Origin of the sequence: Trinickia caryophylli (assembly GCF_034424545.1) — a bacterium.
Classification (GTDB): domain Bacteria; phylum Pseudomonadota; class Gammaproteobacteria; order Burkholderiales; family Burkholderiaceae; genus Trinickia; species Trinickia caryophylli.
This window is the reverse complement of the sequence record NZ_CP139970.1, coordinates 1,688,455-1,702,268: the sequence shown is the minus strand read 5'-3', so window position 1 is coordinate 1,702,268 and position 13,814 is coordinate 1,688,455. Positions and strand designations below refer to the sequence as shown.

Below are 13,814 nucleotides of genomic sequence, written 5' to 3'. Positions count from 1 at the left end.
CGAAACTTCCCAGGGCGCGTTAAGCTTCTCACCTGCGCCCGTCGCCATGACTCCGTTCGCCTATACGGCATGCGACGGCACTGCCTGTCACCCGCCCTTACCAACGATTCGATGGATCCGACCGCAGAAGCCTTCGCTCCTTGCGCATGCCCCGGCATGACGGCGTTGCGCGCCGCGCCGCCGCAGGTGCGGCACGCGCGCCGCGCGTTTCTCAAAGGAACGGCCAGCGTGCTGCTGAGCGGCGCAGCGGGCGGGCTTTCGCTGTCGGGTTGCGGCGGGGGCGGCGGGGCGGATGCCGGGGCGACGCCCAGGCTTGCATCGGTGGCGAATTTTCGCGACGTGGGCGGGGCGGCAGGCGGCTATCCGACCATCGACGGCCGCTTCGTGCGGCGCGGCGTTTTTTACCGGTCGAGCGCTTTGACGCTCGACGCGGCCGACCGGGCGTCGCTCGACGCCCTCGCGATCGCGGTGGTCCACGATCTGCGCACCCCGGGCGAGGTGGCCCGTGCGGCCGACGTCCTGCCCATCGGCGCGGCTTATCAGACATTCAATGTGCTCGGCACGAGCGACGTGGCCGATCGGGCGTTCGACACGGCCGCCGAGGCAATAGCCGCCATGGAGCGGGCGCAGCGCGAATACGTGCTCGGCAGCGCGCAGCGGGCCGCATTCGGCAACCTTCTCGAACAGCTCGCGCAAACGGCGGGGGCGCAGCTCGTGAATTCGAGTGCGGGCAAAGATCGCGCGGGCTGGGCGGCCGCGCTGCTGCTCAGCATCGCGAACGTGCCGTTCGACGTGATCATGCAGGACTATTTGCTTTCGAACACCTACGCCGCTGCATCGATCCGGGCGCGAGTCGACGTCATTACCGCGCAGCGCGGCTCGATCGCGGCGGCCGCGGCGCAGCCCATGCTTGGCGTGCAGCCGAGTTTTCTGCAGGTCGCCTTCGATCAGGTGCATGCCAGTTACGGCACCATGACGGCCTATCTAACCGATGGCCTCAGGCTGACGCAGGATACGATCGACGTTCTGCACGACCGTCTCGTCGTCTGACCGCGAAAGAGGAGCACGGCAAGCTTCGCCGCTGCGTCGAACGGGGTGCGGATGGGGTGCGGATGGGGCGCGGGTGGGGCGGCTGGGGAGTCTTCCCGGCATCGAGCGACTGTCGAGCCGGCACACGGCTCGCGCCCAAAAAAAGAAGGTCCACCCCGGCCATTCAGGGTGGACCTAAAGGGGCTGGCATTGCGGAGATGCCAGGCCACCAATATAGCTGCGCAAGTACGCCAAGGCAGGCACAGGTAAGGCCGGGTAAGCGCCCGGCAGCGGCGCCTTCGTCGCTCATTCCACCTTTTGCGGCACGGCTGCAAGCGGTACCGCGATGCGTACGCGCAATCCGCCTTGCGGTGCGTTGCTGAGTTCGCATTGGCCGCCGCAGTCGCGCGCGAGCCGAGCGACGATGGCCAGGCCAAGGCCGCAGTGGCCGGCACTGCCGCGAGCCGGGTCGAGTCGCACGAACGGTTTCATCGCGGCGGCCATTCGGTCTTCGGGGATGCCTTCGCCATGGTCGCGAACTTCGATGATCCAGTGCTTCTCCTCGCGCAGCGTCATGATCTCGACGGGCGGCTCGCCATGCTCGAAGGCGTTATCGACGAGGTTCGTGAGAAGCCGGTCGAGCAGCGTGCGCGGCAGTGCGAACTGCGGACCCGCCCGCAGGTCGAGAGCGAAGAGCGGGGGGGGCGCGTCTTCGCCATGGTTGAACTGCTTGCGCAGGAAATCGTCGACAACCACGGGCGGCCCCGGATCGGCGGAGCCGCCCGCGAATTCGAGGAACTGCTGAACGATGCTCGTGAGCGAATCGACGTCTTCGATGAGCCCGCCGCGCTCCTCTTGTGCGACGAGCACGCTCGCGCGCAGCTTCAGGCGCGTGAGCGGCGCCTTCAGATCGTGCGCGACGCCGGCGAGCATCACCGCCTGATCGTCGCCGGCTTCGTTGAGCCGCCGCATCATGTCGTTGAACGAGGCGACGAGCTCGCGCAGCTCGCGCGGTCCGCTCTGCTCGACGGCCGCGGGACGCTGGCCCGCACCGAACGCGCTCGCGGCCTGGGCCACGCGCCGCAGCGGCCGCTGCATCTGCCACGCCGCGAGCAGCGACAGCACGACCGCCGCGACGAGCATCGACACGCCCTCGACGACGAACCGCGGCGGCGGGGGAATGTCGACGGGCACGACGATCCACATCGTCTTGCCGGCAAAGCGTACCCACAGGCGCGGCGGGCGCAGGTTGTCGATGGCCAGCTCCGTGCCGGGCGGCAGATTGTCGGCGAGCCGTACGGCGAGCTCGGTGAATGGCCTTTCGTCGGGGGGACGCAAATGGATCGTCGGCGGCACGTTCCACGTCGGCATCAAATGCACGCGTAGGGCGGGTGCAAGCTCGATGCCGTCCTTGGGGCCGGAATTGATGGCTTGCAGCGCAACGAGGATGCCGCGTGCGAAACCGTCGACTTCGTGATGCGGCTGGCGCGTCACGAGCACGAACCAGCAGACCTGGATCGCGAACAACACCGCCATCGACAGCAGCGCCATTCTGCCGAACAGCGTATTGAGCGGATTTTTCATCGCGCAGCCGGTCGGTGCTCGTCAGGTCGCGGCAGCCGGGCCATCCTCGGTAAACGGCGTACCGTCGGTGTCGGGCACGAACACGTAGCCTTTGCCACGCACGGTTTGCACGTGGCACGGATTGGCCGGATCGTCTTCGATGACGCGGCGCAGGCGCCAGATCGGTACGTCGAGGCTGCGGTCCCGGAAGGGAAGATCGTCGCGGTGAACGAGATCGTGGATCAGCACGCGCGAGAGCACCTTGTACGGGTTGTTGGCGAAGATCTTCAGCAACGCGAATTCGCTGTCGCGCAGCGGCAGGCGCTGGTTGTCGCGCGAGAGCGTACGAGTGACGAAGTCGAGCTCGAAGCGGCCGAACCGGTACCGTTGACGCGCCTCGGGCGCACTCGTCGTTGCCGGCCCGCGGCGCCGCAGCACCGTCTGAATGCGTGCGAGCAACTCGCGCGGATCGAATGGCTTCGTGAGGTAGTCGTCGGCGCCGATCGACAAACCCTGGATGCGGTCGGCAACGCTGCCGCGCGCGGTCACGAAAATGACGGGAATGTCGTCGCCGGCCGCGCGCAGCGCAGCGAGGGCACGCATGCCGTCTGTCTGCGGCATCATGACGTCGAGCACGACCACGGAGGGGCGTTCGCGTTCGAGGCGGCGCGCGAGATGGGTGCCGTCGTGCAAGACGGACGCCTCGAAGCCGTTCTCGCGCAGAAACCGGCAAAGCAGATCACGCACGACGGGGTCGTCGTCGACAATCAGAACCTGTTGACTCATTCCGCGATTCTAGATCGACGCAGGCGTCAGGGCGAACGTCGTCTCTTACCAATACTTACACGCGCCCGGCCGCGCCGAATTTCCCCTCGGCCCCCCACCGGCTGACCCGCATGCCCACGGTTTCTTACCGGGCGATGCCATTCGGAAAGATCTCGCGCGTACTCGAAATGTCCCGTAACGACCGTGCGAATCGGCGCGTTTCTTCGCCGATCGCGTGCCCTTCGAGCCCCCGAGAATGCCTTCACACCGCCTGGTGCTGCGTTTGCGCCGGTAGCGGACGCAAACGCGCACGCTACCGGCGAACCTTCCCGACCGCGATTTCACGAGACCAGCCATGACCATTCGAAACACCTCACATTCGCCGCATCTGTCGAATGTTTCGTCGACGAGCGCAACGAGACGCACGTCGACCACAGGCGCGAGCACGAACACGAGCGATACGGCGGCAACGTCCGATTCCAGCGCGCAGCAGACCTCGCGCAAGCCCACGCCCACGGGCCTCGTCGGTACGCACGTCGATACCACGGCGTGAGCGCGCCGATTCATCGACTCGCGGCGCTACGCGGCATCCGCCGCCCGCGCATCGCGAAAGCCGTGCGTCTCGCGGGCGCCGCGCTGCTCGTTGCGTCATTGGGCGGTTGCGGCGTGGCGGCGTTCCCCTGCCGTCTCGTTTCGGCGACGCTGAAGATCGTGCCCGGCGTGGGCGACGCGGCCGCGACGCCGTTCGACGCCTGCGCGAGTGCGATCGACTAGCGCGCTTCCGTTGCCGGTGCCGTGCCCCCGCTTTGAATCGAGCGAAGCCATGCGTAAAGGAACCTCCGCAGCATTTGCCCTGGCGGCGTTCGCGGTTGCCGCAATCTCCTGGGCCGGATCGACCGCCGAGGCCCTGGCCCGTGCGCCGGCACAGCCGGCGGCGGAGCGCGCTGCCCGGCGTGCCGCGGACAAGCCGTTCGCGTTTCGCGGCATCGCGCTCGGCATCACGCTCGACGAATTTCGCAACACGGCGCTCGTGCGCGCGGCTCCCGCCGGTAGCCTGCCGCTATGCGATACCGACATGGCGGCCGGCGGACTCGGCATGGACCTGCGCTCGGACGACAGCGTGACCGTCTCGTGCCGTTGGGCGCATCGCACGCAAAGCGGTTGGCAACCGTCGCGCGCCGTTGTAGCCGGCACGCTCGCACGCGACCACGTGCTGCGCTTCACGCGCACGCCCGAGCAGCGGCAATACCGGCTCTACGAAATTTCGTTCGTCGTGGACGAAGGCGCGGCGCGCGAGGTGCGCGACGCGCTTGCCGACCGCTACGGGCCGCCGCAGCTCGCGAATATGTCGGGCGCGTCGGGCGGCGCGGCACCGATCTACGTCTGGCGCAACGCGGCCAGCTCGATCACGTTGATCTATCTGCCCGCGAGCCGTGCGGCGACGCTCACCTATTTGCTCGACGATCCCGAGGCGTGGCTGCGCTCGGTTGCGCGCCGCTGGCTCGCAGACAGCCCGGGTGCGGGTTGAATGGGGCCGGCGGCTCTCGCTCGTCTTTACTCGTCTTTACTCGTCTTCGAGGATTCACCATGACCGTACTGCGCCTTGTCACCGTTGCCGGCGCCGCTGCGTCGCTGGCTGCCTGCGCGGGCGGCCACGATTCGATCGTCGACGTGCCGATGCAGCCGCCCGTTGCCGCGGCACCCCTGAACGTCAACACGATGGGCGCCATCTATCAGGCCGGCACACCGCTGCTGCTCTACGAGACTCCGCGCGCGCAGCGCATCGGCGACGTGCTGACGATCCGGCTGGCCGAATCCTACTCGAGCAACGACAGCATCGACATGGCGACGAAGCGTCAGGCGGATATGACGGCGAAGGCCGCCGACGGCTCGAGCCGCGCCATTCAGCGGCTCGCGAGGTTCTTCAACGTCGGCACGGCGACGAACGATTTCACGGCGAAGGGTTCGCTTTCCAATGCGAACGGCATGAGCGGCACGCTGGCCGTGACCGTCATCGGCACGACGGCGGGCGGCAACTTCGTCGTGGCCGGCGAGAAGATCATCTCGCTGAAGGGCAACCGCGAGCGGTTGCGTTTGCAGGGCATCGTGAACCCCAAGGACATCGAGGCCGGCAACTATGTCGAATCGAGCAAAGTGGCGAACGCGCGCATCGAAGAGGCGGGCTTCGGCACGCTCAGCGACGGCACCACGGTCGGCTGGCTTCAGCGCATGTTCATGAGCGTGATGGCGTTCTAGGGTCGGCTCGTGCCGATTGCAGGCTGGTGCTGGCCATTGGAACGGCCGCAATCGACGGCGCGGGCTACAGAGCGCTCAGCGGCCGGCCGGCGCGTTCGCGCCGTCGGCGGCGGACAGGCAGCGCTCGGCCGCGCCCACATCGCCCGCCGGAACGAATACATATCCACGGCCCCACACCGTCTGCAGATAACGCGGCTCGGAGGGGTCGCTTTCGATGATCTGCCTCAGGCGCCAGATGGAGACGTCCAGGCTGCGGCTGCGATGCGCCTGCGCGTTGCCGTGCAGCTTTTCGATGAGCTGTGCGCGCGTGAGCACCGTCATGGCGTGGGTCACGAATACCTTCAGCGTGGCGAATTCGTTCGAGCTGATCGGGATGCGCTCGCCGTCGCGGCGCAATTCGCGCGTGGCGAAGCTCACTTCGAAGTGGCCGAAGCGATAGGGGGCGCGCGCCTCCGGCGCGCCGGGCACGAGCGAGCTGCGGCGGCGCAGCACCGTGCGGATGCGTGCCACGAGTTCGCTCGGATCGAACGGCTTGCCGAGATAATCGTCGGCGCCGAGCTCGAGTCCGATCACGCGGTCGATGACGTCGTCGCGCGCGGTCAGCAAAATGACGGGCACGTCGTTGCCCGCCGCGCGCAATGCGCGTAGTGCGCTTACGCCGTCGAGCGCCGGCATCATGATGTCGAGCACGACGAGCTCGGGGCGATCGGTTTCGATCGTGCGCTCGAGCGCCATGCCGTCTTCGAGCAACGAAACCGCGTAGCCGCGCCGCTCGAGATAGTCGCGCAGCAGCTCCCGCACGACGGGGTCGTCGTCGACGACGAGAATCGAAGGGTTCATTTCGCCGATCTTAAAGACAGCATGCTGTCCCGGAAAGCATGCAACGCTTTCCGATTCTTACGCCGGCAAGATTCGTGCAACAGAGAACATGCGGGCGAAGGGCGCGCCGCGGCTCATTGTGCCGGCGTTGCGCCCGAGCCGGGCGGCGCAAGGGGCGTGGAGGATGCGCTGATGAGCGACGGCGCGCCGCGCTTGTCCACGACGATCTTGTCGATGATGCCTTTCACCTTGATGGCGGTGCTCGAGTAGCGGTCCGTATCGAGGCCACCCGTCTCGTAACGGGCGTTGACGATGATTCTGCCGCGTTCGACGAGCGTCATGTCGATGGCGGACAAATACTGCACGGCCTGGCCTGCGAGGGCGCGGCGGCCGTAGGAGACCGTCGCGCTGTAAGTGAGCTGCGCTTCGCAGCCGGCGGGTGCCGCGCCCGGATTGTAGATGCCCGAGGCGATGCCGCGCTGCTCGAGCGCAATCTGCATCGCCGGGATGATGTCGATCGTGGAGACGTTCGGATTCAGCTCGATGCAGACCATGCGGACGTTGGCGGGAGAGCCCGTCACGTAGGCCGGCGAGGAGTAGTTCGCCGCGATCGCATAGCCGGCCTGGATGGCCGACCCGGCCGCGTCGACTGCGGTGAAGACCGTCCACGCGCAGCCGCTCGTGGCGAGTGCGAGCACGCACGCGGCGCCTTTCGTGACGCCTCTTGCGACGCTGCGTACCGCGGCGAAGGCGAACGAGCCCACCTGCGCGCTCAGCGTGCGACGCGCAGCCGCAACGCGTTCGCGCCCGTGACGCCGGCCCAGATCGTTACGCGACGATTACCGTCGGACACGATGAAGTGCTGCCGATATGGCGTATTGACGTCGTGCACGGCATTGCCGAAGCAGGCGGCGATATCGGCGCCGAGCTCTTGCAGCGGGTCGTTGACGACGCCGTCGGCGCCCCAATGCGCGCGCCAGCGGCAGTCATAGGAACGTGCGCCTGCGCGGCAGGTGTCGGAGCCGTCGAAGCCGGGCAGCCGGGCAGCGGGATCGCTGCCGAGGGCGCCGAAATCGGGCGCCGCGACGATGTGCTTCAGCGGAGCGCATACGTCGGCGGGCTCGGTGCCTTGCGCCGAAGCCGCGGCTTGGGCGATGCCGAAAGCTGTGAGGGCCGCGGCGCCGAGAACGAGCCGGGCCTGAACGAGACGGGCGCCGCGCGAAACGAGCGGGCGGAAGGACGAAGCGAACGACATGAGCTGAACTCCGATGGCGGTGGTGGAACGGCGGCACGCCGCGAAAGGGTGTGCCTTGCATTGCACCGATGATCGCCGCCGCCAGGCCGATTCGAAGTCGCGAATAAACTGGCCTCGCCCGTTACCGCTTCCTGGATGTTCCCAGGGATTTCAAAAAATTTCGCCGACGTGCCCCGTGCCCCGTGCCCCGTGCCCCGTGGCGATGGGCGGGGGGCCGGAGACCTTGGCGGCTATGCCGCCTCGCGCTCCCGCACGCGCTCGACGACGAGCGTGTGCGTATGGAAGGCCGCGAGCGACTCGCGGTGGGCGACGCTGACGATTGCCGTACGCGGCAGGCGCTCGCCGAGCAGCCTGTACACGAGCGCTTCGTTTTCAGGATCGAGTGCGCTCGTGGCTTCGTCGAGAAACAGGAAGTCGGGCCGGTGCAGCAGCGCCCGCGCCACCGCGAGCCGCTGCTGCTCGCCTGGCGAAAGTACGCGGGTCCAGTGCGCGGACTCCGCGAGGCGTTCCCCATAGGGGCCGAGCCGCACGAGTGCGAGCGCCTCGCGGCACGCATCGTCGCTGAACGTGTCGGCCGCGGCCGGATAGGTCAGCGCGGCTTTGAGCGTGCCGATCGGCAAATAGCTCTGCTGCGGCACGAACATCGTGCGCGCGCCCACGGGGGCGTCGATCGCGCCGTCGCCGAACGGCCAAAGGCCTGCGAACGCACGCAGCAGCGTGCTCTTGCCCGAGCCCGATGCGCCGCGCACGAGCCAGCGCGCGCCGGGCTCGATCGTGACATCGGCGATCGAGGCGAGCGGGGTGCCGTTCGGCAAGGCAAGTGCGAGCGAATGCGTGGCGAGCGTCGGCGAATCGATGTAATGCAGGTTGATGCCGCCGTGTTCGGTGGCGGGCAGCACGGATTCCTTGAGGTGCGTGGCGCGCATGACGCGCTTGAATTCGCGCAGACGGTTGACGGTGGCGCGCCATTCGACCAGCGATTGGTAGCTGTTGATGAACCAGGAGAAGGCGTCGCTCACACGGCCGAACGCTTCGGAGATCTGCATGAGCACGCCCATGGTGTAGGCGCCGGCGAAATAGCGCGGTGACGCAACGACGATCGGGAAAATGATCGCGAGCTGGCCATAGAAGCTCAGCACGAAGTTCATGCGCCGCGTGTACCGCATGATCATCCACCAGTTGTCGCGAATGCGCTGAAAGACGCCGCGAGCCGTTTCGTTCTCGACTTGAGTGCCGTTGTAGAAGGCGATTTGCTCGGCGTTCTCACGCACGCGGATGAGGCCGAAACGGAAATCGGCTTCCACGCGTTGCTGCTGGTAGTTGATCGAGACGAGCGGGTGGCCGACCTTTCGGATGAGCAACGAGCCGCCGAGCGCGTAGATCGCCGCGGCCCAGACCATATAGCCCGGAATCGAGACGGGCGTGCCCCCTAGCGCGATGGTGATGGCGCCGCCGATGGTCCAGAGAATCGTGACGAACGTAATGAGCGTGACGACGGTCGAGAGCAGATCGAGCGACAGCACGAGTGTGGAGGTGGCGAACGACTGCAGATCGTCGGAGATACGCTGGTCGGGGTTGTCGGCGAGGCGATCGCGTTCGATGCGGTAGAAGGCGAGTTCGCCGAACCAGTCGCTCAGAAAGCGGTTCGTCATCCATTGGCGCCAGCGAAAGCCGAGCATCTGGCGCAGGTAGGTGCGGTAGACCGCAAGAATGATGTATGCGAACGCGAGGGCCGTGAAAACGAGCAGCAGATGCGGGAAATGACTGACGTCCTTTCCCTGCAACGCGTTATAGAACTGCGCGTTCCAACTGTTGAGCCGTACGTTGATCCAGACGATCGCGAGGTTCATCGCGATGATCGTCACGAGCAGCCCCCAGGCGATTTTCCATTCCTCCGACACCCAATAGGGTTTGATGAGGCTCCAGGCGGAGATCTCGTCGGGGTCGCGCTGGGCTTTGCCGCGCCAGAAGGGCCGGTCGTTCGTGATGGGCGTCATGATGGAGTATCTTGATCGATGGAGTCCAGGGATGGTCTGCGGATGCCGACCGGCGACCTACCGAGTTGCGTGCATTTTTTCGCGCGGCTCTTAAACAGGACTTAACCGTCCTGAACGTGTCGTAATTGTCCTGAGCGTGGCTCGATTGCGCAGGCGGCGGGTCCTTGCCGATCGAAAACCAGCCCACGCCCGGGGCGCTCGTTCGTGAGCCGACCGTGGCGCACGGCTCTCGAACGCCGCATTGTGCCAGAGCGTGCCACCGCGCCGCGGCATGACTGCCCGTGCCGCGCGTATCCCCATTTGGGGCCGTATGCCGCAGGCCGGGGTTTGCGGTGTCTCAAATTTTTATGGTCTAATGGCCGCGACGAAACAGGGGTGCTTCGCAAGAGGCGAGCATGGCGCAGGCCATATCGCGGCGAGGCTGAGAGAGTCCCTTCGCACCCGATCCGGATAATACCGGCGCGGGAAGTTTCCGGAACCCGCGCTTGACGCGCGCGGATGCTCGTTTGCAATCGGGTGTCCGTTTCTCCGCCGGGCCGCATGGCGCTATGTCGCCGAGGTGCGCCGCCCGGCCGGCCTCACCCGCCGGTTTCGTCCTTGGGTACGTGTGACTGCCGTACAGAAAGGATCGATCCGATGACTGTTCAATCTTCAACCGTATTGCCGGCGCTCCGCGATGCCGGCCGGCCCGGTATGCACGATAAGCCCGATTTCGCCGTGCTCGGCGGGGGGCTCGTGGGCCGGCTCGTGGCATGGCAACTCGCGGGCGAAGGCCACCGCGTCGCGCTGTACGAGCGCGGCGATGCCCGCGGCGCCGGCTCGGCCGCCTGGGTTGCCGCCGCCATGCTTGCGCCGTTCGCCGAGGCAGCAAGCGCTGAGCCGCTGCTCGTCGAGCTCGGTGCCGCTTCGCTCGACGCATGGCCTGCGATCACCGCGCAGCTGCCCGAGCCGGTTTTTTTCCAGCGCAACGGTACGCTCGTGGTATGGCATAGGGCCGATCGCGCCGAGGCCTCGCTGTTCGAGCGCCGGGTGCGCGCGAATGCACCCGCCTCGCTCGTGGCCAATGGCGATCTTGCCTCGCTCGACGCGGCGAGCCTCGGCGCGGCGGAGCCCTTGCTCGCAGGCCGCTTCAGCCAGGGATTGCTGCTGCCGCGCGAAGGCCAGCTCGACAATCGGCAGGTGCTCGCCGCGCTGGCGGCCGGGCTCGCCGAGCGCCGCGTCGAGCTGCACTGGCAGACGGCCGTGGAGGATCTTGCACTGCCCGCTGCGCACGTGACGATCGATTGCCGTGGGCTCGGCGCAAAAGCGGCATGGCCCGCGCTGCGAGGCATTCGCGGCGAAGTCGCGCGCGTACAGGCGCCCGGCATCGCGCTGGCACGGCCCGTGCGGATGCTGCACCCGCGGTATCCCATCTACATCGCGCCGAAAGAAGACGGCGTGTTCGTGATCGGCGCGACCGAGATCGAAGGCGAGGATATGTCGCCGGTGAGCGTGCGTTCGGCGCTCGAACTTTTGAGTGCGGCGTTCGCCGTGCATCCGGCATTCGGCGAGGCGCGCATTCTCGAGCTGGGGACGCAATGCCGGCCGACCTTGCCCGATCACCGTCCGTCGATCGTCTGGGACGGTGCGGCCCGTATCGCGGTCAACGGCCTGTACCGCCACGGTTTCATGATCGCGCCCGAGGTGGCCCGGACCGCCGCCGAACTCGCCCGTGCCCTCGTCGAGCGGCGCGTGGCCGATGCCGACGGCTTCGCCGCTTGGCGCGGCGGCTCGCGCTGGGCGCAGATGCTCCACATGGCCGGCCAGCGCGAAGCGGTAGCGGCCGGCGCATGAGCCGCCGCCCCTGAGCGCCGCTGAGCACGTCCGCCACGTCGAATCGTTCGAAATCATGGTCATACACGTCAACCAAAAGCCGCTCGCGCTGCCCGAGGGCGCGAGCGTCGCCGACGCCCTCGCGGCCTTCGGCGCCCGTCCCCCGTTCGCCGTGGCCGTCAACGGCCAGTTCGTCGCCCGCGCGCAGCATGCTCAGCGCGCGCTGGCGGCCGGCGACCGGCTCGACATCGTTCATCCGGTCGCGGGGGGCTGAGCGGGCCGGCCTCGCCAGCCCGCCGCACGAACCCGATGCCTGTCTCTTTGCCCTGCTTGCCACCCGCTCGAGGATTCCTTCGATGAACCCCGCTTCCGCCGCCGACGCCCTGACACTCTATGGCGCCACTTTCGCGAGCCGCGTGCTGCTCGGCACGTCGCGCTACCCGTCGCTGCAATCGCTGTCCGATTCGATCGAAGCGGCCCGGCCCGGCATGGTCACGGTCGCGCTGCGCCGCCAGATGAACGCCGAGACCGCCGAGGCCGGCTTCTTCGATCTGCTCAAGCGCCATGGCGTGCCGCTGCTGCCCAACACGGCCGGCTGCCAGACCGTGGATGAAGCCGTCACCACGGCGCACATGGCGCGCGAGGTGTTCGACACCGACTGGATCAAGCTCGAGGTCATCGGCGACGATTACACGCTGCAGCCCGATCCCGTCGCGCTCGTCGAGGCCGCCACGCGCCTCGTCAAGGACGGCTTCAAGGTACTGCCCTACTGCACGGAAGACCTCGTCATCGGCCGCCGCCTCGTCGATGCCGGCTGCGAGGCATTGATGCCCTGGGGCGCGCCGATCGGCACCGGCAAGGGCGTCATCAATCCGTACGGTCTGCGCGTGCTGCGCAAACGCCTGCCCGGGGTGCCGCTCATCGTCGATGCGGGGCTCGGTGTGCCTTCGCACGCGTGCCAGGTGATGGAGTGGGGCTTCGACGGGGTGCTGCTCAATACGGCCGTTTCGCAGGCGACGGAGCCGGCGCGCATGGCGCGCGCGTTCGCCATGGCCGTGGAGGCGGGGCGCTCGGCTTTCGTCGCGGGGCCAATGGACGAGCGCGACAGCGCGCAGGCAAGCACGCCGGTGGTCGGCATGCCGTTCTGGCACCAGGACGGGCATTGAGCGGCATCGCGCCGGGAGGGCTGTCATGAACCGCACGCTGTCGTTCACCGGACGCGAAGTCTTTTGGCCGCCCGCGGACGAACTGATCGAGGCGGCCGAACGGATCCGCGCCCACCTCGGCGAATGGCCGCGCGCTGCCGCGCCCTGGCGTCTGTGCCTGACGCCGCCCGACGAACCGCGCATGGGCGATCTCATCGTCGTGGCCGACGAGCGCGAGCACGATGCGGCCCGTCCGGCCTGGCTCGCGGCCGGGGCCGGCGTGCTGGAGGCGACGCACACGGGCGTGCGCCTGACGCTTGGCGGCAAGCGCACGGCGCTCGTGGGCGAGCCGGCCGACGATTGGCTCGCGGCACTCGCCAGCTTTCTCGATTGCGGCTTCGATCCCGCGGATGCGCTCGTGCTCGCGCTCGCCTGGCGCGACGCCGACGAGTCGCGTGGCGACGACGCCTGGCCTTGCACGCTCGCGCACTATCCGCGCATCGCGGACCTCCCGGCCGCGCCTGCGCGGCCCTTCGCCGCATGCCCGCCGCGGCTCGGGCTCTACCCGGTCGTGCCCAGTGCGCAGTGGGTCGAGCGGCTCGTGGCGCTTGGCGTCGGCACGATTCAGCTGCGCCTGAAGGATGCGCCCCCCGCGCGCCTTGCCGACGAAATCGGGCGCAGCGTCGAAGCCGGGCGCCGCCACGGCGCACGCGTGTTCATCAATGACCACTGGTGCGAGGCGCTGGAGGCAGGGGCCTATGGCGTGCATCTGGGGCAGGAAGACCTCGACACCGCCGATCTGTCCGCGATCGCCGCGGCCGGCCTGCGGCTGGGGCTGTCGACGCACGGTTACAGCGAGATGCTGCGCGCGGCGCATTACCGCCCGAGCTACCTTGCGTTCGGCGCCGTGTTCCCGACGGGCACCAAGATGGTGCCCACCGCCCCGCAGGGCCTCGCGCGCCTTGCGCGCTTCGTGCGCCTGTTCGACGGCGCCTTCCCGCTTGTGGCGATTGGCGGAATCACGCTCGAGTCGTTGCCGGGCGTGCTCGCCACGGGCGTGGGCAGTGCGGCGGTCGTGAGCGCGGTTACGGCCGCGGCGGATCCGGCGGCGGCGGTTGCCGCGCTCGAGGCGGCGTTCGCCGCCGCGCCTGTTCAGCGGCGGTAACGCAGTTT

General features: G+C 68.0%; 15 protein-coding genes and 1 riboswitch. Of the genes, 9 read left to right on the top strand and 6 right to left on the bottom strand.

All coding sequences use genetic code 11. The features are described 5' to 3' along the window. Window positions 1-111: 111 nt before the first annotated feature. Window positions 112-1,050 (top strand): tyrosine-protein phosphatase, encoded by a 939-nt coding sequence (locus U0034_RS07785; RefSeq protein ID WP_085228273.1) that lies wholly within the window; start codon window positions 112-114, stop codon window positions 1,048-1,050. A 285-nt stretch (window positions 1,051-1,335) separates the two neighbouring features. Here the strand turns inward: U0034_RS07785 and U0034_RS07780 are convergent, their stop codons facing one another. After that, entirely contained in the window at window positions 1,336-2,613 is a 1,278-nt protein-coding gene (locus tag U0034_RS07780; RefSeq protein WP_085228272.1) for an ATP-binding protein, read from the bottom strand. A 21-nt stretch (window positions 2,614-2,634) separates the two neighbouring features. Then, a complete protein-coding gene (locus U0034_RS07775; protein ID WP_085228271.1) occupies window positions 2,635-3,378 on the bottom strand; it encodes a response regulator in 744 nt (247 codons plus the stop codon). Window positions 3,379-3,712: 334 nt separating this feature from the next. Between U0034_RS07775 and U0034_RS07770 the strand changes: the two genes are divergently transcribed. Genes U0034_RS07770 through U0034_RS07755 form a run of 4 tightly spaced genes read left to right on the top strand, consistent with a single transcriptional unit; the run spans window position 3,713 to window position 5,613 of the window. Then, window positions 3,713-3,910, top strand: coding sequence for a hypothetical protein (locus U0034_RS07770; RefSeq protein WP_085228270.1), 198 nt, complete (start codon window positions 3,713-3,715; stop codon window positions 3,908-3,910). Next, window positions 3,907-4,131 (top strand): DUF6726 family protein, encoded by a 225-nt coding sequence (locus U0034_RS07765; protein ID WP_386092207.1) that lies wholly within the window; start codon window positions 3,907-3,909, stop codon window positions 4,129-4,131. The genes U0034_RS07770 and U0034_RS07765 overlap by 4 nt, the downstream gene beginning before the upstream one ends. Window positions 4,132-4,180: 49 nt before the next feature. Then, a complete protein-coding gene (locus U0034_RS07760; RefSeq protein ID WP_233212028.1) occupies window positions 4,181-4,885 on the top strand; it encodes a hypothetical protein in 705 nt (234 codons plus the stop codon). A 59-nt stretch (window positions 4,886-4,944) separates the two neighbouring features. Beyond that, a complete protein-coding gene (locus U0034_RS07755; protein ID WP_085228269.1) occupies window positions 4,945-5,613 on the top strand; it encodes a flagellar basal body L-ring protein FlgH in 669 nt (222 codons plus the stop codon). Between the two features lie 75 nt (window positions 5,614-5,688). Here U0034_RS07755 and U0034_RS07750 read toward each other — a convergent pair whose 3' ends face one another. From U0034_RS07750 to U0034_RS07735, 4 genes are all read right to left on the bottom strand, one after another. Beyond that, entirely contained in the window at window positions 5,689-6,453 is a 765-nt protein-coding gene (locus tag U0034_RS07750) for a response regulator (RefSeq protein WP_085228268.1), read from the bottom strand. A gap of 113 nt (window positions 6,454-6,566) precedes the next feature. Beyond that, window positions 6,567-7,196, bottom strand: coding sequence for a hypothetical protein (locus U0034_RS07745; RefSeq protein ID WP_085228267.1), 630 nt, complete (start codon window positions 7,194-7,196; stop codon window positions 6,567-6,569). Between the two features lie 8 nt (window positions 7,197-7,204). Beyond that, on the bottom strand, window positions 7,205-7,687 hold the full coding sequence (locus tag U0034_RS07740) for a hypothetical protein (protein ID WP_085228266.1): 483 nt from the start codon (window positions 7,685-7,687) through the stop codon (window positions 7,205-7,207). A gap of 230 nt (window positions 7,688-7,917) precedes the next feature. After that, window positions 7,918-9,684 (bottom strand): ABC transporter ATP-binding protein/permease, encoded by a 1,767-nt coding sequence (locus tag U0034_RS07735; protein WP_085228265.1) that lies wholly within the window; start codon window positions 9,682-9,684, stop codon window positions 7,918-7,920. Window positions 9,685-10,045: 361 nt separating this feature from the next. Next, a riboswitch (TPP riboswitch) is annotated at window positions 10,046-10,169 on the top strand. 208 nt (window positions 10,170-10,377) lie between these two features. On the opposite strand from U0034_RS07735, the gene U0034_RS07730 reads away from it, so the two are divergent. The 4 genes from U0034_RS07730 to thiE all read left to right on the top strand — a co-directional run bounded on the left by U0034_RS07730 (window position 10,378) and on the right by thiE (window position 13,806). Beyond that, on the top strand, window positions 10,378-11,517 hold the full coding sequence (locus tag U0034_RS07730) for an FAD-dependent oxidoreductase (protein WP_085228353.1): 1,140 nt from the start codon (window positions 10,378-10,380) through the stop codon (window positions 11,515-11,517). Window positions 11,518-11,572: 55 nt separating this feature from the next. Beyond that, the gene (gene thiS / locus U0034_RS07725) at window positions 11,573-11,770 is read left to right on the top strand and encodes a sulfur carrier protein ThiS (RefSeq protein WP_085228264.1); all 198 of its coding nucleotides are present in this window, start codon (window positions 11,573-11,575) and stop codon (window positions 11,768-11,770) included. Between the two features lie 82 nt (window positions 11,771-11,852). Beyond that, a complete protein-coding gene (locus tag U0034_RS07720) occupies window positions 11,853-12,662 on the top strand; it encodes a thiazole synthase (RefSeq protein ID WP_085228263.1) in 810 nt (269 codons plus the stop codon). A 25-nt stretch (window positions 12,663-12,687) separates the two neighbouring features. Beyond that, window positions 12,688-13,806 (top strand): thiamine phosphate synthase, encoded by a 1,119-nt coding sequence (gene thiE, locus U0034_RS07715; RefSeq protein ID WP_085228262.1) that lies wholly within the window; start codon window positions 12,688-12,690, stop codon window positions 13,804-13,806. Window positions 13,807-13,814: the final 8 nt, after the last annotated feature.

Bases quoted from the DNA above. Each gene is read 5' to 3' on its own strand.
- U0034_RS07775 (WP_085228271.1), bottom strand. From the start codon at position 3,378: ATGAGTCAACAGGTTCTGATTGTCGACGACGACCCCGTCGTGCGTGAT.
- U0034_RS07750 (WP_085228268.1), bottom strand. From the start codon at position 6,453: ATGAACCCTTCGATTCTCGTCGTCGACGACGACCCCGTCGTGCGGGAG.
- thiE (WP_085228262.1), top strand. From the start codon at position 12,688: ATGAACCGCACGCTGTCGTTCACCGGACGCGAAGTCTTTTGGCCGCCC.
- thiS (WP_085228264.1), top strand. From the start codon at position 11,573: ATGGTCATACACGTCAACCAAAAGCCGCTCGCGCTGCCCGAGGGCGCG.
- U0034_RS07735 (WP_085228265.1), bottom strand. From the start codon at position 9,684: ATGACGCCCATCACGAACGACCGGCCCTTCTGGCGCGGCAAAGCCCAG.
- U0034_RS07740 (WP_085228266.1), bottom strand. From the start codon at position 7,687: ATGTCGTTCGCTTCGTCCTTCCGCCCGCTCGTTTCGCGCGGCGCCCGT.
- U0034_RS07785 (WP_085228273.1), top strand. From the start codon at position 112: ATGGATCCGACCGCAGAAGCCTTCGCTCCTTGCGCATGCCCCGGCATG.
- U0034_RS07780 (WP_085228272.1), bottom strand. From the start codon at position 2,613: ATGAAAAATCCGCTCAATACGCTGTTCGGCAGAATGGCGCTGCTGTCG.
- U0034_RS07755 (WP_085228269.1), top strand. From the start codon at position 4,945: ATGACCGTACTGCGCCTTGTCACCGTTGCCGGCGCCGCTGCGTCGCTG.
- U0034_RS07730 (WP_085228353.1), top strand. From the start codon at position 10,378: ATGCACGATAAGCCCGATTTCGCCGTGCTCGGCGGGGGGCTCGTGGGC.
- U0034_RS07760 (WP_233212028.1), top strand. From the start codon at position 4,181: ATGCGTAAAGGAACCTCCGCAGCATTTGCCCTGGCGGCGTTCGCGGTT.
- U0034_RS07720 (WP_085228263.1), top strand. From the start codon at position 11,853: ATGAACCCCGCTTCCGCCGCCGACGCCCTGACACTCTATGGCGCCACT.
- U0034_RS07770 (WP_085228270.1), top strand. From the start codon at position 3,713: ATGACCATTCGAAACACCTCACATTCGCCGCATCTGTCGAATGTTTCG.